The following is a 17,584-nucleotide window of genomic DNA, read 5'->3' on the forward strand; positions in this document are numbered from 1 at the left end:
AACATAAATTAAAAGATATCCTCGTAATTGCCATTTTAGCAGTGATTGCTGGTGCTGAGGGTTGGGAAGATATCGAGAATTATGGTCTGAGCAAATTAGCTTGGTTGAGTGAGTTCTTGGACTTACCTAATGGGATTCCGTATTTCCTGTGAGTTCTGCAAATAATTCACACAGTTCGGCTAAAGTCGCATCTTGATGTTGTGCCACCAACTCTTTGATACCAAATCCGAATAGTATAGAAAATAAACAGATGCTGTTCTAATCCCAATTTTCTTGCTATCCATCTCTACCTGTACTACCCGGATTTGGTATGACTTGTTGTTGAGATTCAGCATTATTCAGATAACTTAACTGGGGTTTTCCTGGACGTTTCGGCTCTACATGTCCCTCATTTTTTTGTTGTTTTACTAATTTTTGCACTAAGCTTTTGCTTACCGAAAACCTCCTAGCTACTTGTCTAATTGAGTTTTTTTAGATTAAATTAGCTTTGACTATTTTTTCTCATAAATCTACTGAATATGCTTTCATTTCCTCTTAAGATCCCTCAAATTTCTTCACCTTACATTGTACCTCAATACAGCGCTACGCGCTGTATTGATTACGAAAGCGAACTAATTCGTTAAATGTAGGGTTAGGATTGCGGAGTACTTTGATAATGACTGAACTCTTATTACTTTGTTCAAGCCCTTGATAGACTAGGGTACGATGTCCACTGTAAATTATAGAACTTTCTTCATAGTCCGGTAAGTTCAACATTTTATTTTCTCCGAGTTATCATTAGTCAGAAAAAGGATAGGAATAAGACATAAATTGATGCTAGAATTATCGTAATTGATAATCTGGGTTAAGATTAGCATATACAGATCGTCGATTGAACAATAGTCTCAAACCCGTTATCATAAACAATTACTCGTGCTTCTTATATCAGTGAGAGGTGAAAAACCTATCTCATGGGTTGGTCATGACATCTAAGTATACTCGCAGTCAACAAAAAATTATTACACTTCTCAAAGACATCCAGCGATCGCTCTCTGCTCAGGATATCTACGTTGAACTGCGCAGTCGCAGTCAAACGACTGGACTAGCCACTATCTATCGCGCTCTAGAAGGACTCAAACAAAAAGGTGCGATTCAATCTCGCACCTTGACTAATGGGGAAGCCGTGTATACCTCTATTGAACAGGATCGACACCATTTAACCTGTTTAAAATGTGGTCAATCAATTATGCTCCCTGAATGTCCAGTTCATGACTTAGAAATCGCTCTACAACAATCCTACGAGTTCAAAATTTTTTATCATACCCTGGAGTTCTTTGGACTCTGTGAACAATGTCAATTGTTACCTACTTCAGAGCTTTGAAGAGGGCGATCGCAAAGCTTGTAAATCTTGGTCTAACTCAGAAGGTATCGTATTCAATGCTCCTGAGTCTAACGAAGTCGTTGCATCACCGACAATTGAGCGCATTCCTTCTAGGGCAGACGGAATACTCCGAGGGTCCATAAACATCACCTTACTGCTCTCGCTACTGCCTATTTGCATACCCATTTCCATGTAGTTTTGGGCAATTAAAAATTGCAGTGCATCCTTTGCCCTTGGATCGGTTTTCAGCATCTTCGTCACAATTTGCATGGCTTCGGCTGTTCCTTGAGCTTTTAATACCGCTTGTTGCCGTTCCGCTTGCGCCCTTAAAACAGTGGCTTTTTGTTGCGCTTCTGCATCTAAAATCGCTGCTTTTTGCCGCGCTTCTGCATCTAAAACTTGGGCTTCTGCCCGACCTTTTGCACTGTTAACGGCGGAATCTCTTTCCCCTTCCGACGTTAAAATGGCTGCCCGTTTTTTGCGCTCGGCAGACATTTGTAGCTCCATGGAATCTTGGACTGCCTTAGAGGGAACAATATCGCGCAATTCCACCCGAGTGACTTTTACTCCCCAAGGATCGGTAGCAATATCCAACTCTCGTAAGAGAGCTTCATTAACCTCTGAACGAGCCGTAAATGTTTGATCTAACTCTAATTTCCCCATTTCGGCGCGGATCTGAGTTAGCACGAGATTGGTCATTGCCGCGTGCAAATTTTCTACCTTATAATAGGCTTTTTCTAAATCCATGATCCGCCAATAGACGACTGCATCGACGCTAATCGATACATTATCGCGGGTAATACATTGTTGGGCGGGTACATCAAGAACTTTTTCGCGAGTGGTTTCTTTGAAGGAAATAGACTCCATTATAGGGATCAAATAATTTAAACCCGGTTCGAGTTTCTTACCATTGTATTTGCCCCAACTTTCCACAAGCATCTGTTCGCTTTGCTTCACCACTTTGACGCAAGACAAAGCACTACCACCGACAAAAAGAGCGACGAGTAATCCAAATAGTTCACCCATGAGAAAACCTCCATATTATCACATGCAAATGATTTAAGAATTGAGCATTTTTTGGGGAATTACAATTAAAGTATTTCCTTCTCGACGGAGAACGTAAACCATTTCATCAGGAGCGATCGCCCCTTGGGGGTCATCGCACATAGCCCGCCAAGAATTCCCTTCGTATAACACTCGTCCCGGTTGACCGGGTAAAATTTGAGTTAAGGTTTGTGCTTCTTTGGAATCTTGAATACTATAGGCAGTCCGCTTGGGTAAGAGTTTGCGAGATCCCAAGACTAACCCCAAAGAGAACACCATCCAAAGGCCAATTTGTATCCCTAACGTTAATTGAGGAAACAAGAAGGCAACCCCAGCCACCGCCAAAGCTCCAAGTCCCATCATTAATTCGATAAAAGCAGTGGGGGTTACCAGTTCCATCGCGCAGAGGATAAAGCCAGCAATCAGCCAAATAAATACAGGATTGAGAGCCATGCTGATTTTACGAACACAGGGTTGAGTCAGAAAAGAGGATCGATGAATCCCTAAAAATAGCCTAATCTATGCAAAGAGCGATCGCGTCGAATAATTAACCTAATCTTTAGGGTTGGAGGGTTTGTATGAACACATCCAAGTGCTATCTCTGGGCAGTCAAGGGATCGTCAATTCCTGTGGGGGAAATTGTCGCTAACCGATATCAGGTGGTTGGGCCCCAAATTTGGCAGGATACTCAACCTCAAAGCTTGCCCCCGATCCCCGATCGCTCCGATCCAAAAGTATTAGCCTATTTACATCTGGCTTCCTATCTTCTCCATCTACCCCAACTCTACGGCAGTGTGGAAATCCCCGGTCATCCCCTCATCCTACTGCTCGATCGCATCCCTATCACTCCAGACGGAACCCTCTACCCCTCCATTACCGAAGCTTGGCCCCAAACTCCCCCTGTGCGTCAAGTCTATTGGTTATGGCAATTAAGTCAACTCTGGAATCCCTTAAACGCCTTTCGAGCTGGGGCAAGTTTGCTAACAGCAGACAATATCCGAGTGCAAGGCTGGCGAATTCACTTACGAGAATTGATTTTTACTTCGTCACCCCCGAATGTAGCCGCCCTCTCTCGCTGTTGGCAAACCTGGATAGAGGGCTGTAGTTCGGATATTCAGGAACGACTGAGTGCCCTATGTCAGGAGATCGAGGAAGGTAAACGTTGGGACACGATCTCAGCTTCCTTGAATCAGATGTTATTAGAATTAGCGGCAGAATTACCCTTAAAAATTAAGACTTCTGGGGGGACAGATGCAGGCACGGTGCGATCGCATAATGAAGATAGCTGTTATCCAATTGCGGTTTCCCAAAATGGCAATCTTACCCCAGAATTCGATCGGATTCGGGAATTGGCGATCGTTTGTGATGGACTCGATGGTCATGAAGGAGGCGAAGTCGCCAGCGAGTTGGCCGTGCGCAGCGTCAAATTACAAGTACAAGGATTACTCTTAGAATTGGCAGAACAAACGGAAGTGGTCGAGCCAACCATCTGGATTGACCATATGACCTCTGTGATTCGCATTGTTAATAATCTGATTGCGACCCAAAATGATATGAAGGGGCGCTCTGGCCGGGAAAGAATGGCCACTACCCTAGTGATGGCTCTGCAAATTGCCCAAACGGTAAAAACAGACTTTGGTTTAGATTTTCCCAACGCCCACGAACTCTATTTAGCCCATGTCGGCGATAGCCGCGCCTATTGGATTACGCCCGATTATTGTCAATTATTAACCCAGGATGATGATTTTGCCCATTGGCAAGTGACGAAAGGCGAGTGTTGCCACCGTCAAGCCGCCGCTCAGGATAATGCCATGCAACTGATTCAGGCCTTGGGAGTGCAACATGCGGATAACCATGAATTAGTACCCCATGTGCAACGGTTGATTATCGAAGAAGATGGGCTTTTACTCTTATGCTCCGATGGATTAAGCGATCGCCATACTATAGAACAATATTGGCAACAAGAGATTCACCCCATTTTTGCGGGTCAGATTACCTTAGAAAAGGCCGTTAATCGCTGGTTAGAGTTAGGAAGATCGGACCAGAATCCCGATAATGTATCGGTGGTCTTAATGTATTGTCAGGTTTCTCCACAAGAGGAGAGAGAACCGTCCGTTCTCCAGTCAGGAACTGAGCCAAAATCCTTATCGACAGGAACGATTAATGCCGAGTTATCTTTACCCGAATCTCCAGAGTTTGTCTTTCAGCAAGTGATTCCAGAACCTGAAGCAGAACCAGCACTAGCAGCTCCTCAACCGGAAAAACACCCATCCAAGCGAGTTGGGGCAATCGTTTGGGGATTGCTCTTACTATTACTCCTGGGAGCCGGGTTTGGACTCTGGTATTCTGGGTTAATTGAGATTCCTGGGTTGAATGCTCCGCAACCTAGACAGGAGGACTAATTTCGTTTTCCTCTTCTCTAGGTTGCCTATCGAGTCCTTGCGTACACTGAGTTCCACTTTTATGAGAGAATCAAAGATTGTACTCAATTAACAAAAACGTTAACTGAAAAGCAAGTTGAGCTTATATTATTGTGGAGCAAAAGTATATGAGTGTGAAAATTGGCGATCGCGTTCGGGTCAAAACACCTTTAGTTATTTATCATCATCCCCAACATCGAAATGAACCGTTCGATCTCAAGGGTGAAGAAGGAGAGGTGATTAATTTAGCTTCTACATACAATTGGAAAGGAGAAGAAGTGAGCATCAGTGCGAATTTCCCTGTCGTTGTTCAATTTCCAAACATTGGTAAGCGGTTTAAAGCCCATTTGAAAGAAGATGAATTAGAAGTCATTTAATGGGGAATCGGGAATGGGGAATAGGTAAGGGTTTATCTATGCGTCCCCGTATCCCCGTGTCCCTGCTTCCCCCATTCTCCCCACTCCCGACTCAAGTGTTACAGTAATGGGTATCCTGCGATCGCACCCTAGCGTAAATGTAGCAAGTCTATGGCAGATGTAATCTTTAACTCATCTCTGCTCCGAGGTTTGGTGTTGAGTGTCGTGAGTGGCATTCTGATTAAGGAAAGTTTCGTAATCTACCAAAATTCTCAAAATCATCGTTCTCTCGCTCCTCCTATCTCTATAAGCCTGAATTCTGAGGAGGATTATAGCCCTCCTCCTATACCAGAAAATTCCCTGCCTGAACTTACCGAATCATCACCCGTATTGACGTTACCCAGACCCCCAGATCGCTGGTCAATTCAATTCCCTCCTGAGTCCGAACTGATTGCTAATTATGAACAATTGTGGGTTGGCTCGCTCCCCTCAACAATTACAGATCGGCCCCAGATCGATCGTCGTGTAGATTCGTCTCAAGTTGAACATCGCACGATTTCGGCAACCCCTTTAATCTCGGCAAAGAATCCCCATCAACGGGTCGGGGATGGACAAGCAGGGGGGAATAAAGACTATCATAAAGAGTATCTAAGGGCGATCGCTGCTCCGCTCCCTATCGCTCAAGCATCGGAAAGCCCTCCTACGTCTGGTTCCCTCAGTCCCGATACCACTCCAGCAAACCCGGAACCCTTCCAACCTTCAGCTCTTCCCCTCTCCCGTCCGACTCAAACCCCAGTTGCTGCTTCTCCAACCACTACAGTCATGATTCCCTCAGCCTATGGTCAACAGTGGGCAACAGTGGGAGTGGCGTTAGGCGTACAATCCCGTACCCGCTATACGGATGAGGCAGATGCGGGATTAGGTATTGGGATTGGATTAGGCAATCCCCAAACTGGAGTCGGAGTGGATGTAGGGGTGAGTATTGTTGATTTAGTGGGAGATACCGCCCAAGATGGAGCTGTGAGCCTGAAACTCCATCGCCAACTCCCCCAAAATTGGGCGATCGCTGTTGGAGTCCATAATGCTATTCAATGGGGCGATACAGATGGCGGTTCGAGCGTCTATGGAGTGGTTAGCAAACGGTTCGATCTGCGCGAAAATGTCTCTGCTCCCTTTAGTCGTGTGTATGTCTCTGCTGGAGTGGGTGGAGGGCAATTTCGTTCAGAAGACAATATTATGGAACAACACGATGAGATAGCTGTATTTGGGGGGGTTGCCGCCAGGATTGCACCTTCGGCAAATGCGATCGTTGAATGGACCGGTCAAGACCTAACCCTTGGCGCATCCATCACTCCCGTCTCCACACTTCCCCTCGTCATCACCCCCGCTGTGACCGATATTACTGGCAGTGCTGGCGATGGCGGCCGTTTCATCTTAGGAATTGGCTATGTTTTCTCGTTTTAAATCTTAAAAATCATCACTTTTACCTGCATGAAGTCCTAGAAGCTATGAAAATTCATCATTTTTGGGTCTGGTTAATCTGCATTTTTCTTGTCCTTCTCTCCCATTCATCCCTACAAACCGCCTACTCCCAAACCGGCAATCAATCCGATGTCACTGGCCCTAATCTTCAAGAACTTTTATCCTTTCCTCCTTCAGAATCCGATAACTCTTCTGGCAGTAATGATAATACCTCATTCAACGATGTAGAAATCGCTCGAGAAGCTTTTGAAAGCCAGTTTCTTCAATCCGACTTTGAACAAGCCCTTCAACTGTTTGAAGAATTTCAAGCCGTCGAATATGCAAAATATTTCGATCTCAAACTCTATGGCCGAACTGCAACCCTGTGTGAAATTGCACAAGTCCTCGATCGGTTAGCCCAAAGCACCCAACAGCGATCGGCCATCATTTATATTGTTTCCCTACAAAACGAATTGAATATACTCGCCATTTTTCCTAAAAATGATGCTTGTTCCTCTCCCCAGTTATTAAACAAAAAAAATGCAGAATTATCTCCATTTTCCCAAATAAAAACACAAGATATTCCCCGCTCCTCTCTAGAAGAAACCATCAATAAATTCCGCCAAGAAATCACAAATCCTCGAAAAATCAGAACCACCAGCTACGAACCCTATGCCAGTCAACTCTACCAAGGGTTGATTCAACCACTAGAAGTCTCCTTATCCGATCAAAAAATAGATACTTTAATCTTTTGTTTAGACAAAAAACTTCGCTCTCTTCCCATTGCTGCACTCTACCATGACCAACATTTTCTGATCGAAGACTATCAGATTGGTTTAATTCCCAGCTTTAGTCTCATCGATCCAGCCTATCGTTCCGTTCAATCGGCTACGTTATTAGGATTTGGCGTATCAGATGGAGGACGAAATCAGGAATTACCCCCCTTGCCTGCGGTTCCTGTGGAACTTTCTTGGCTGCAAAAAATTTGGCAAAGTCAAACCTTTTTAGACCGACAAGCCACCGTTGCAAATTTACAGGAATATAGCAAAACTCCAGATACTCGGATGATGCATATTGCCACTCATGCCGAATTTAGACCCGGAGATATCAGTAACTCTTTCATTCAATTATGGGATCGCAATGTGGGCTTAGATCAATTGCGTGAATTATCTCAAGATTCTCAATGGAATCAAAATCCTCGAGTCGAACTTTTAACCCTCAGTGCTTGTCGCACAGCCCTAGGAAGTGAAGAGGCAGAATTAGGGTTTTCTGGATTAGCTTTACAAGCGGGAGTTAAAACGTCTCTTGGCAGTTTATGGTATACTTCCGATGAAGGTTCACTGGCATTAATGGCAGAATTTTATCATCAACTTCAGGATTCAACTGTCAAAATTACTGCCTTAAGACAAACACAATTAAATATGATTAATGGTTCGATTAATATCCGTGAGAGTCGTCTTCATCTATCTTCAGATTTAACGATTGATATACAAGATCAATTTTCTAGCTCCCAAACCTTTAACCATCCCTACTATTGGTCAGCGTATACCTTGATCGGCAACTGGAATTAATCGCGATCGCTACTCATGGGTGGAACCATCGGGCATGATTGCACTGGTCATATCCGTATTACGCAAATTCGCTTGATTGAGTTTAGCATCAATCATCATGGCTTGAGCTAGGTTAGCTTCTCCCAAATTTGCCCAATTTAAGTTAGTCCGAAACAAATTCGCCACTCGCATATCTGCTTGTCGCAACGTTGCCCAACTTAAGTTTGCCTGACGAAGATTGGCTTGATATAAAATTGCCAACCTTAAGTTCGCCCCACTAACATTAGCAAAACTCAAATCCGCCTTGGTTAGATTCGCTTCCTCTAAATTCGCCCCACTGAGCATCGCATTGGTGAGATTAACTTCTTCCAAATGAGCTTTAGTCAGTAAGGTATAAGTGAGATTTGTCCCTTCTAAATTGGCCTTAGTTAAAATGGCTTCATCTAACTTGGATCGAGTCAAGGTGGCCTTACTTAAATTAGCATCATAAAGACGAATTTCTGTCAAAATCGATTCACTAAGATTGGCTTGGGTTAAATTGGCTCCTGTTAAATCGGCTTCATGTAGATCAGCCCCTCGCATCCCTGCCCCACTCAAATTTGCTCCCATTAAATTAGCCCCTTGAAGATTGGCACTAATCAAATTAGCCTCTTGTAAATCAATCCCGCTCAAATTTGCGCCTCGTAAGTCTGATTCTCTGAGATTAACCCCCTTGAGTTTGGCTTTACTCAAATTGACTTGTGTTAATTGCGACTCTCGTAGATTGGCTTCGTTAAGAGCAATACCAACTAAAAGCTGGCGACTCAGATCCACTTGGCGAAAATCTCGTTGTCCTTCGGTGTATAATTGCTTGAGTTCGTCTAGATCCATGGGTTAGCGTTAGGCTTAAGTTGTTGGAGAAAGGGAAAAAGTTAAAAGAAGCCTATGGAAAATTTTAGAGTATCATACTGGCTCTAACCAAAGAACCGGTTTAACTCATAAGGTATATTCAAAGGGTCATCTCTTTTGAGACAATAGGAAGGAAGAGTATACAGCAGTTTCTTTGGGTATGCGGTATATCTCAATCTTCCCAAATCTCCCTCTTGAAAAGGGAAGCCTTTTACTGCCCTTCTTTTTTAAGGGGCGTTGGGAGGGATTAAAGCATACCTTAAAAGATTGCCAAATGCTGTAAATCTATTTCGTTGTAAGCAAAGGATATCAGGATGGCTGATAATTTTAGAAGTCAAGTGGTTACTCAAGGTGTGCAAAGAGCGCCTAACCGAGCGATGTTGCGAGCAGTGGGGTTTAGTGATGAGGATTTCACGAAACCGATTGTCGGTATTGCCAATGGCTATAGTACGATTACGCCCTGTAATGTGGGTTTGAATGATTTGGCTGTGCGCGGGGAAAGCGCTCTCAAGGACGCGGGGGCCATGCCCCAATTGTTTGGTACGATTACGGTCAGTGATGGGATTGCGATGGGGACGGAGGGAATGAAGTATTCCTTGGTCTCTCGGGATGTGATTGCTGATGCGATCGAAACAGCCTGTAATGGTCAGAGTATGGATGGGGTTCTGGCGATTGGGGGTTGCGATAAGAATATGCCTGGGGCGATGATTGCGATCGCTCGGATGAATATTCCAGCCGTGTTTGTCTATGGAGGAACGATTAAGCCCGGTCGGTATAAGGACTGCGATCTAACAGTAGTGAGTGCCTTTGAGGCGGTGGGCCAACATAGTGCGGGTAAGATTGATGATACGGAATTAAAGGGTATTGAGGACAATGCTTGCCCAGGCTCGGGATCGTGTGGGGGAATGTTTACGGCGAATACGATGTCCTCGGCCTTTGAAGCCATGGGCATGAGTTTACCCTATTCTTCGACGATGGCGGCTGAAGATGAGGAAAAAGCGGATAGTACGGCGGAGTCGGCTAAGGTGTTGGTGGATGCCATTCGTAAGCGCATCTTACCTCGCCAAATTTTAACCCGGAAGGCGTTTGAGAATGCGATCGCCGTGGTCATGGCTGTGGGAGGATCGACGAATGCGGTCTTGCATTTATTGGCGATCGCCCATGCAGCCGGTGTAGAGTTAACCCTGGATGACTTTGAAACGATCCGCGCCAAAGTCCCCGTTTTCTGCGATTTAAAACCCTCGGGTCGGTACGTTACGGTCAATCTCCATCAAGCGGGTGGTATTCCTCAAGTGATGAAGATTTTACTCGAAAATGGCGTACTCCATGGGGATTGCCTCACTGTCAGCGGTCAAACCATCGCTGAAATTCTTGCCGATGTCCCTTCAACCCCCAGGGAAGACCAAGATGTAATCCGTCCCTGGAATAACCCCATGTATACCACTGGTCATTTAGTTGTTTTGCGGGGCAATTTAGCCACTGAGGGCGGCGTGGCCAAGATTTCTGGCGTAAAAAACCCCAAAATCACGGGGCCAGCACGGGTGTTTGAATCTGAGGAAGACTGTTTAGCCGCCATCCTCGCCGGTAAAATTAAGCCTTCTGATGTGATTGTGGTGCGCTATGAAGGCCCCAAAGGTGGCCCCGGAATGCGGGAAATGTTAGCTCCCACCTCAGCGATTATCGGTGCAGGATTGGGCGATTCTGTGGGTTTAATTACGGATGGTCGCTTTTCTGGTGGAACCTATGGCATGGTCGTCGGTCATGTGGCTCCCGAAGCAGCGGTTGGTGGCGCGATCGCCTTAGTTCAAGAAGGCGATACTATCGTTATTGACGCACCAGAGCGCCGTTTAGAACTCCAGGTTTCGGATGAAGAGTTAGCCCAACGTCGCGCCCAATGGAAACCCAAGGAACCGGCTTATACCAGAGGTGTGTTAGCCAAGTATGCCAAGTTAGTGGCCTCGAGTAGCAGAGGTGCAGTTACCGACGATTTGTAACTCTATCGGTTCTGATTTCACGGTAGGGTGGGTAAATACCCACCCTACGTGCTACAATTGCATTAAGGCAAGCGCTCCAGAGCCATGTACTTTGACTTCCGAATCGCTAGATTTAATTGACCCTGCAAGGTGGGTAACGCGGCTAAAAATAGGGAGATGGGAGAATGGGGCGATCGCCTTAAATAAACTCAATATGCCTATACATAGATTCTAGAGTTTGGAATTGTGAGATTTGTACAAGAGACAAGATCATTTCTCCTATTGAGCGTTTTCCTTGCTGACAATAAACAATTCCAGCATGTTCTACACCTCGACGATGAAGCCGAAGAAAATCGGCATCATGAGTAAAGACGACACGAGACTGTACTAAAGCAAAAGCAACTTGCTCTTCATCAGAAGCGCCCAAAAGCCCAACTTGAGCCGTTACGGTTACATCAAGTCCACGTCGTCTCAATCCCTCAGCGATCGCGCCATCTACGTTTTCATCCAAATGAAACTTAATTGATTCTTCCATATCTTATATCAAGCGGGGATTGGGCATCTTGGAAGGAATCTCGGCTTGCATCTGCTTAACCAACTCTTCATCCTCACGAATATGTTGCTTAATTTCTGAGAAATGGTCATGATAATAAGCCAAGGCAGCGTAAATATCAGACAAAGTAAGCGTTGGATAGCGTGAAGTAATTTCATCTGGAGACATTCCCATATATTCATGCCAAATGACAATATCTTGAACTCGAATCCGACGGCCCAGAATACGAGGTCTACCCCCACATATTCCAGGGGTGATTTCAATATGTTCGGAAATAACAGCAGTCATAGGAGGTTCGATCGTATCTAATTGGCATCTATTTTAACCTTGAAGCCTTGATTATTCCAAAACTAAATTGGTTAACATGGTATTCATTTTATTCACCGATTCAATATACTCATTGTGGGCAACGGATTCGGCCATAATCCCTGCGCCCGCATTGAGATAAATCCATTCTCCATATTGATAGGCTGACCGAATGGGAATGGCTAAATCCGCCTCTTCTTGAGAGTTAATCCAGCCGATCGCTCCTGCATAAATGCCCCGTGGTTCTGTCTCTAAGCGATCGATCCAGGCGATCGCCACCTCCTTATCAATTCCTGAAACTGTCACCCCCGGAAACAATACCTTCAGGGCATCCCAGAGGGATTGATTGGCACACAATTGACCTTGAACTTGGGAGGATAAATGCTGTACCCATCGGTATTGCTTCACCTGCATAAAATCAACCACTTGCACCGTTCCTGGCGTACAGATCTTCTGCATTTCATCCTGGACTAACCAAATCGAAAGGGCATGTTCTTTCACCTCTTTCGCATCCGCAAATAACTCGCGTTTGAGCCGTTCGTCCGCTTCTGGAGTCTCTCCCCTCGGACGAGTTCCTGCGACGGGATTGGTCATTAAGTTTTGTCCTTTTAAGGGATTGTGGGATAATTGCATTAAAATTTCTGGACTAAACCCCACCGTCCTTACGCCAGGAAGTTGCAAACCATAGGAACGAAGCGCCTGATTCTGTTGATTTCCCAGGATATAGGTTCCTAAAATATCTAAATTGCCCTTCAGTTTCACAGAGCGAGAGAGAATTGCCTTATGTAACTCTCCCTGATGAATTGCTCCTTGCAAAGCCTCTACCTGAGTTTGATAATGATCTCGATCTGTAAATACCCATTCAGGTGTTGTCCAATGCTGAGGTCTTAAAGCTCCTGACTCCCGCAATAGACTACAGAGGAGTTCTGGAGAGTCCAAAGTACGCAACAGAATCTGATGGGGCCGAATAATCACTTCTGTCGCAGGCACAAAAAAATACAGCAGGGGTCCCGCGATCGCCTTATGATAAGGATAATAATACCGAACTAAATCAAAACTAATGTAACCGTAGGCTGTCCATTGTTCTAGGGGAATCGACCCGAATGCCTTTTCTACCTGCTTAAACGGATCGTCAACCGGAAAATAGCGATCTCCAATCAGCCCCTGAAGTGTGACTTGCTCGAGATCTACAGAAACGGCGATCGCCCGATTGCCCGCAAAACGGATCTCTTGCTCACTCTGATACACACCGTATTCAGAAAAGAGCCTAGACTCAATTAACGTCTGTAATACACCTAATGGTTCCCTCTGACCAGGGAGTAACACTTCATTGTAAATCCAGGTTCTGCCCATGTTTAGTAAAAGACAGCAAGGGGTAAGAGGGAACAGTGCCGCGATAAGCCTTTTCGATTGTCCCATCTATCGCCAACTCTGGTCAATTCAATTCAACCGGTTCTGGTGGTTAACGCTTAATTGAACCATCAGGCAATGTTGCTCCTCGCAACGTTGCCCCCATCAAATTGGCACTACTCAACTCCGCATTAAACAAATTGGCCCCAGCTAAACTTGCCCCACTCAAATCCGCTCGTCCCAAATAGGCATCAATAAATTCTGCTTTCTTCAAAATCGCATTGCGGAACGTTACCCGACTCAAATCCGCCCGATTCAAACGCGCCATGGTTAAATCCGACTCATCCAGATTGACTCGATTCATCTTTGCATCGGCTAACAGAGCGCCCTGCAAATTCACCCGCATTAAATCCGCATCAATCAAATTCACCCGTTCCATCTTCGCATCGGTTAAATTGGCATAGCGTAAATTGGCCTGACTCAGCATAGCTTCTGTCAAAAAAGCGCCCTGCAAATTCGCTCCTTGCAAATTCGCCCCCGTTAAATCAGCCTCTCGCAACGTTGCTTCACTTAAATTCGCTTCACTAAGATCGACTTTAGACAAATCCGCCCCCGACAAATTGACTCCTCGTAAATCCGCCCGATGCAAGGTCGTTCCCCGTAAAAAAGACATATAGGCGCGGCGCTCTTCCCGTAAATTCGCTCCCCTCAAACAAGCCCCCGTTAAATTAGCGCCACTTAAATCGGCCCCTCGTAAATCGACTTCCACTAAATTAGCATCGACTAAATTTGCCAAGGTCAAATCTGTCATCCGCAGATCTGCCTTATGCAGGGTTGTCCCGTGTAAATCCGCATCATGTAACTTCGCTGAAGTCATACTCGCTTGGGTTAAATTCGCACCTCCCAATTGAGTCCCCATTAAATTGGCCCGATTCAAGTTAGCTCGGTTAAGATAAGCAAACCTTAAATTGGCCCCTTGCAAATCGGCTTGATACAAGTCAATGCCAATCAAATCTGCTCCTCTCAAATTGACTCGATTGAGCTTTGCACCGGCAAATTTTTGTTCTCCAGCTTCATAGCGTTGAATCAGTTCTTGAGCGTTCATATTCCCTCTTCATCACTTTTGATAGATAGTTGTCCAATACAAAACAATCTTGCTACTGGGAATTCGATACACGACGAGTCGATTCGGGTTCTTGACTAATAGAGTTAGAGTCTGAGGAATTTTGGACAATTATACCGGTCAATTCACTAGAATTACGGGAAGCTTTTGCCTGATATACTGCATCTTCCATTCCGGGTTCCCAATCTTGATAAAACCGCCCCATACATTGGATAATCGCTCCGGCTGCTTGATTGCATTCACTCGGTTCATCTTCGGCATTATTAGCTGTAGTGCAAAGACACTCTTCTAATTTGGCTAAGGTTTCACACCGTTCATATATGCCGTAAAGCAGGCCATCTAGGTTTTCGGCTTTCAGATTCACCCAATCCTGTTCTTCTAAACGGGATTTTTGACGTAAGGCTGAAAATAAGACAATTTTAGCCCTAAGAGGATTGGTGTATCGCATCAGTTCTAACCGCAGATTGAAAGGGTCATAACCGGTGCGAATTTGAGTGTTGACAGGGGGGGCAACCACAGAGACAGAACTGGGCAGGGGTTGATTAGAGGCGAGGGTAATATGGGTTGGGGGTGCAGCATACACTTGGGTGGCTTCCTCAGTATCGGGATAGACTTTTCCTAAAATAAGGAGGATGCTGTGGGCGATCGCCTGATATTCTTGTCGTTTGTTGAGGGTATTGGCAATCCGCTCGAGCGCTTCTCTGAGATCTTCTAAGGTGGTATATTTCTTAATGACTGATTCGAGTAGATCGGGTAAAGCTATGGCTCGTAAGCGTTTGGCATCGTTTTCCCAGATATCTTGCCAGGCACACACTAACATTTTCTTCATCCGAAGCGCTTCGGGATGACGTTCAATTTCGTTGGTGATTTGTGGTAGAGCGGAGGGTATGGAAAGCATGATTAGCAGAGGTCGTGTTCTTTGGGCTTGGGAAAGTGATTGCGGGTAGAGCAAATCCCGTGATTCCCCAGAAGGGGGTTGGCTTTTATTTTAATACCATAGGGCTATAAAATAGAGGGCAAATTAAGCGGATGAGAGATGGGGCGCTTATATGGTATTTCCGATTATTTATGCTGAGGAATTTTTGCTCCATGATACGGGACGGCATCCGGAGAGAGCGGAGCGTCTTCAGGCGATCGCCAATCTTCTCCAATCTAGTCTATGGGCTGCATCTCTCGATTGGCAAGCACCGACTCCGGTAGAAGTGCGTCCAGTTTTACCCTGGATAGAGCAAGTGCATACGGCTGAACATATCCAACGAGTACGAGAAATTGCCGAAGGAGGCGGTGGGTTACTCGATGGCGATACCCCGGTTTCTGCCCAGAGCTATGACATAGCGCTCTTGGCAGTCAATGGCTGGATCGATGGTGTAGAGAAGGTTTTGGCAACAGGCACTCCAGCGTTTGTATTGGCGCGTCCTCCAGGACATCATGCGGAAGCACAGCGGGGAATGGGGTTTTGTTTGTTCTCTAATGCGGCGATCGCCGCTCACTATGCTTTAGCTCAACCGGGAGTGGAGCGAGTCGCTATTTTAGACTGGGATGTCCATCATGGCAATGGTACTCAGGCGATCGTCCAAAGCCATCCCCAAATTGCCTATTGTTCTCTCCATCAGTTTCCCTTTTATCCTGGAACCGGTAGAGCAACAGAGCGCGGAGAGTATAACAATGTTTTAAATATTCCTTTACCCTCTGGATCGGGAATGGCAGAGTATTTGCCAGCCTTTGAAAGCCAAGCAATCCCATTTTTACAGCAGTTTAACCCAGATTTGTTAATTGTCAGTGCTGGTTATGATGCCACAAGAGATGATCCATTAGCAGGGATGAATTTAGTTCCGGATGATTATGGTACATTTACCGCAGCTTGTTTACAACTTACCTCGAAAATCCTGTTTGGCTTGGAAGGAGGTTATCACTTATCGAATTTGTCCGAGTCAGTAATGGCAACGATCGCTGCTTGCCTTAACGTTTGATCTCACAACCCTTGTACTACCGATACTAGAAGATGTAAGATGGCGGATTGACCTCCACTATAGAGCAAGAGGCAGATATTAGATTGTATCTTGTAGCAACTCAAGAATGGTTGTAATTGGTGTGATGTGCCTCAAGGGGTGATGGTCATGTGATTGGTTTAACGAATTGCCCGTCCTATGATTCACCCGAATTACCCTAACTTGATTGAATTGTTGGGAATCAAAGATGCCAATGTCCCGATGCCTGAATGTAATCCTAAAGCTAGTAGCAAGCCCGACGCTATTAAAGATGTATACCATAACAGGATGAGACCCAAACTAAAAAGTTACGCTGGGTCTTTGACTTCAGTAATGTTAACCTCAGCGACAGAAATGACACTATCAGGGTTTTTCGTTACCTGTGCCTTGCGAATGGCGTTGCGGCTAATCTCTACTATGCCCAACACGCCGCAAAGGTTGGAGGGCTGGACATCCTTGTTCTTCTGGTAGAGGTCGATAATCTATTTCTCGACCTCTGTGGGCGACCGCTTGTCCCAAGCATTTGTCTCAAAGTTTTTTACTTTGTACTCCTTCTTGTTAAAGGCTAGGGCGTAAAGGTCATGGTCTTCATACCTACTGGCTAGCTCCGTGGGGCGAGAGTTAGTGATTAAAACTAGGTACGTTTCATCCTCAATCCAGGTTACAAATTCAGCTTTATCAGGATTGAAAATGAGAGAACAAGAGTCTTTAGTATTTGAACGAAACAATCGAACGGGGAACTGGCGGCGAATTTGCCAGCCCTTTTCAGCAGGGAACTCTTGCTTAAGCAGGAGGTAGATTTGGGCTTCAAACCGGCTGTGAAAGTGAATCCAGCCGTCAAACAGCAAAGGAGAATCAGCCGCAATAATCTCCCCGGCTTCGGTCACGTAACAGGCTGTGCTTTTATATCTCATGCAGTCCTCCCCTCTTAATAAAGATAAGCATCAAGAAACGCCGAGAGTGACTCTTTATGCTTGGCATGGGATGCCTCTAGGAGTCCGTTCTTAGAGAGAAACCGTCTGTAGTGGTGATAGTCGTGATACAAAAAACACAGCCCAAGGAGTGGCTGCCCCCTCAAGGGGTGACAAGGAGGCTCAATGGTAGAGAGAGTGGTGGGTTGAGGAGGCGATCGGTAAAAGAGTAAAGTGGTCGTGTAGAGACCACAAAAATATAAAAATGCTTCCTCAATTGTACCAGAAAATCCTCGAACCT

The 17,584-nt window shown here is 45.4% G+C and carries 18 protein-coding genes and 1 pseudogene; 8 read left to right on the forward strand and 11 right to left on the reverse strand.

All coding sequences use genetic code 11. The features are described from left to right. Positions 1 to 140, forward strand: a pseudogene (locus tag J7545_RS12755) (transposase family protein); the annotation flags it as partial. A gap of 442 nt (positions 141 to 582) precedes the next feature. Here J7545_RS12755 and J7545_RS12760 read toward each other — a convergent pair. Then, positions 583 to 756: a hypothetical protein gene (locus tag J7545_RS12760; protein WP_318719636.1), complete on the reverse strand. Its 174-nt coding sequence runs from the start codon at positions 754 to 756 to the stop codon at positions 583 to 585. A 205-nt stretch (positions 757 to 961) separates the two neighbouring features. Here J7545_RS12760 and J7545_RS12765 point away from each other — a divergent pair, with 205 nt between their 5' ends. Further along, entirely contained in the window at positions 962 to 1,360 is a 399-nt protein-coding gene (locus J7545_RS12765) for a Fur family transcriptional regulator (protein ID WP_318701012.1), read from the forward strand. On the opposite strand, the gene J7545_RS12770 is transcribed toward J7545_RS12765, so the two are convergent. Then, complete coding sequence (locus J7545_RS12770) at positions 1,349 to 2,386, reverse strand: SPFH domain-containing protein (RefSeq protein ID WP_318701010.1); 1,038 nt, start codon at positions 2,384 to 2,386, stop codon at positions 1,349 to 1,351. The genes J7545_RS12765 and J7545_RS12770 overlap by 12 nt on opposite strands. A 33-nt stretch (positions 2,387 to 2,419) precedes the next feature. Next, positions 2,420 to 2,857: an NfeD family protein gene (locus J7545_RS12775; RefSeq protein WP_318701009.1), complete on the reverse strand. Its 438-nt coding sequence runs from the start codon at positions 2,855 to 2,857 to the stop codon at positions 2,420 to 2,422. Between the two features lie 125 nt (positions 2,858 to 2,982). Between J7545_RS12775 and J7545_RS12780 the strand changes: the two genes are divergently transcribed. The 4 genes from J7545_RS12780 to J7545_RS12795 all read left to right on the forward strand — a co-directional run bounded on the left by J7545_RS12780 (position 2,983) and on the right by J7545_RS12795 (position 8,212). Next, a complete protein-coding gene (locus tag J7545_RS12780; RefSeq protein ID WP_318701008.1) occupies positions 2,983 to 4,806 on the forward strand; it encodes a PP2C family protein-serine/threonine phosphatase in 1,824 nt (607 codons plus the stop codon). 146 nt (positions 4,807 to 4,952) lie between these two features. Then, entirely contained in the window at positions 4,953 to 5,201 is a 249-nt protein-coding gene (locus J7545_RS12785; protein ID WP_318701006.1) for a ferredoxin-thioredoxin reductase variable chain, read from the forward strand. 150 nt (positions 5,202 to 5,351) lie between these two features. Next, complete coding sequence (locus J7545_RS12790; RefSeq protein ID WP_318719637.1) at positions 5,352 to 6,644, forward strand: hypothetical protein; 1,293 nt, start codon at positions 5,352 to 5,354, stop codon at positions 6,642 to 6,644. A gap of 44 nt (positions 6,645 to 6,688) precedes the next feature. Further along, positions 6,689 to 8,212, forward strand: coding sequence for a CHAT domain-containing protein (locus J7545_RS12795; protein WP_318701004.1), 1,524 nt, complete (start codon positions 6,689 to 6,691; stop codon positions 8,210 to 8,212). 9 nt (positions 8,213 to 8,221) lie between these two features. Here J7545_RS12795 and J7545_RS12800 read toward each other — a convergent pair whose 3' ends face one another. Further along, entirely contained in the window at positions 8,222 to 9,061 is an 840-nt protein-coding gene (locus J7545_RS12800) for a pentapeptide repeat-containing protein (protein WP_271936676.1), read from the reverse strand. A gap of 332 nt (positions 9,062 to 9,393) precedes the next feature. On the opposite strand from J7545_RS12800, the gene ilvD reads away from it, so the two are divergent. Further along, complete coding sequence (gene ilvD, locus J7545_RS12805) at positions 9,394 to 11,073, forward strand: dihydroxy-acid dehydratase (RefSeq protein WP_318701003.1); 1,680 nt, start codon at positions 9,394 to 9,396, stop codon at positions 11,071 to 11,073. Between the two features lie 178 nt (positions 11,074 to 11,251). Here ilvD and J7545_RS12810 read toward each other — a convergent pair whose 3' ends face one another. From J7545_RS12810 to J7545_RS12830, 5 genes are all read right to left on the reverse strand, one after another. Beyond that, the gene (locus tag J7545_RS12810) at positions 11,252 to 11,587 is read right to left on the reverse strand and encodes a DUF5615 family PIN-like protein (protein WP_271936673.1); all 336 of its coding nucleotides are present in this window, start codon (positions 11,585 to 11,587) and stop codon (positions 11,252 to 11,254) included. Between the two features lie 3 nt (positions 11,588 to 11,590). Next, positions 11,591 to 11,893, reverse strand: coding sequence for a DUF433 domain-containing protein (locus J7545_RS12815; RefSeq protein ID WP_271936672.1), 303 nt, complete (start codon positions 11,891 to 11,893; stop codon positions 11,591 to 11,593). A gap of 51 nt (positions 11,894 to 11,944) precedes the next feature. Then, complete coding sequence (locus tag J7545_RS12820; protein ID WP_318701000.1) at positions 11,945 to 13,264, reverse strand: anthranilate synthase component I family protein; 1,320 nt, start codon at positions 13,262 to 13,264, stop codon at positions 11,945 to 11,947. 109 nt (positions 13,265 to 13,373) lie between these two features. Continuing rightward, positions 13,374 to 14,366 (reverse strand): pentapeptide repeat-containing protein, encoded by a 993-nt coding sequence (locus J7545_RS12825; protein WP_318700999.1) that lies wholly within the window; start codon positions 14,364 to 14,366, stop codon positions 13,374 to 13,376. Between the two features lie 52 nt (positions 14,367 to 14,418). Continuing rightward, positions 14,419 to 15,282, reverse strand: a complete 864-nt coding sequence (locus tag J7545_RS12830) for a hypothetical protein (protein WP_318700998.1) — start codon at positions 15,280 to 15,282, stop codon at positions 14,419 to 14,421. Between the two features lie 151 nt (positions 15,283 to 15,433). Here J7545_RS12830 and J7545_RS12835 point away from each other — a divergent pair, with 151 nt between their 5' ends. Beyond that, on the forward strand, positions 15,434 to 16,354 hold the full coding sequence (locus J7545_RS12835; protein ID WP_318700995.1) for a histone deacetylase: 921 nt from the start codon (positions 15,434 to 15,436) through the stop codon (positions 16,352 to 16,354). A 500-nt stretch (positions 16,355 to 16,854) separates the two neighbouring features. Here J7545_RS12835 and J7545_RS12840 read toward each other — a convergent pair whose 3' ends face one another. Then, positions 16,855 to 17,286, reverse strand: coding sequence for a hypothetical protein (locus J7545_RS12840; RefSeq protein ID WP_318700994.1), 432 nt, complete (start codon positions 17,284 to 17,286; stop codon positions 16,855 to 16,857). A 14-nt stretch (positions 17,287 to 17,300) separates the two neighbouring features. Further along, on the reverse strand, positions 17,301 to 17,584 hold a 284-nt coding region (locus tag J7545_RS12845; RefSeq protein ID WP_318719638.1), incomplete at its 5' end, for a hypothetical protein.

This window comes from Roseofilum sp. SBFL (assembly GCF_017746885.1).
Taxonomy (GTDB): domain Bacteria; phylum Cyanobacteriota; class Cyanobacteriia; order Cyanobacteriales; family Desertifilaceae; genus Roseofilum.

Coding starts and splice junctions, on each gene's coding strand:
- J7545_RS12820 (WP_318701000.1), bottom strand. CDS start 13,264: ATGGGCAGAACCTGGATTTACAATGAAGTGTTACTCCCTGGTCAGAGG.
- J7545_RS12790 (WP_318719637.1), top strand. CDS start 5,352: ATGGCAGATGTAATCTTTAACTCATCTCTGCTCCGAGGTTTGGTGTTG.
- J7545_RS12815 (WP_271936672.1), bottom strand. CDS start 11,893: ATGACTGCTGTTATTTCCGAACATATTGAAATCACCCCTGGAATATGT.
- J7545_RS12770 (WP_318701010.1), bottom strand. CDS start 2,386: ATGGGTGAACTATTTGGATTACTCGTCGCTCTTTTTGTCGGTGGTAGT.
- ilvD (WP_318701003.1), top strand. CDS start 9,394: ATGGCTGATAATTTTAGAAGTCAAGTGGTTACTCAAGGTGTGCAAAGA.
- J7545_RS12800 (WP_271936676.1), bottom strand. CDS start 9,061: ATGGATCTAGACGAACTCAAGCAATTATACACCGAAGGACAACGAGAT.
- J7545_RS12795 (WP_318701004.1), top strand. CDS start 6,689: ATGAAAATTCATCATTTTTGGGTCTGGTTAATCTGCATTTTTCTTGTC.
- J7545_RS12830 (WP_318700998.1), bottom strand. CDS start 15,282: ATGCTTTCCATACCCTCCGCTCTACCACAAATCACCAACGAAATTGAA.
- J7545_RS12760 (WP_318719636.1), bottom strand. CDS start 756: ATGTTGAACTTACCGGACTATGAAGAAAGTTCTATAATTTACAGTGGA.
- J7545_RS12840 (WP_318700994.1), bottom strand. CDS start 17,286: ATGAGATATAAAAGCACAGCCTGTTACGTGACCGAAGCCGGGGAGATT.
- J7545_RS12825 (WP_318700999.1), bottom strand. CDS start 14,366: ATGAACGCTCAAGAACTGATTCAACGCTATGAAGCTGGAGAACAAAAA.
- J7545_RS12785 (WP_318701006.1), top strand. CDS start 4,953: ATGAGTGTGAAAATTGGCGATCGCGTTCGGGTCAAAACACCTTTAGTT.
- J7545_RS12810 (WP_271936673.1), bottom strand. CDS start 11,587: ATGGAAGAATCAATTAAGTTTCATTTGGATGAAAACGTAGATGGCGCG.
- J7545_RS12780 (WP_318701008.1), top strand. CDS start 2,983: ATGAACACATCCAAGTGCTATCTCTGGGCAGTCAAGGGATCGTCAATT.
- J7545_RS12775 (WP_318701009.1), bottom strand. CDS start 2,857: ATGGCTCTCAATCCTGTATTTATTTGGCTGATTGCTGGCTTTATCCTC.
- J7545_RS12835 (WP_318700995.1), top strand. CDS start 15,434: ATGGTATTTCCGATTATTTATGCTGAGGAATTTTTGCTCCATGATACG.
- J7545_RS12765 (WP_318701012.1), top strand. CDS start 962: ATGACATCTAAGTATACTCGCAGTCAACAAAAAATTATTACACTTCTC.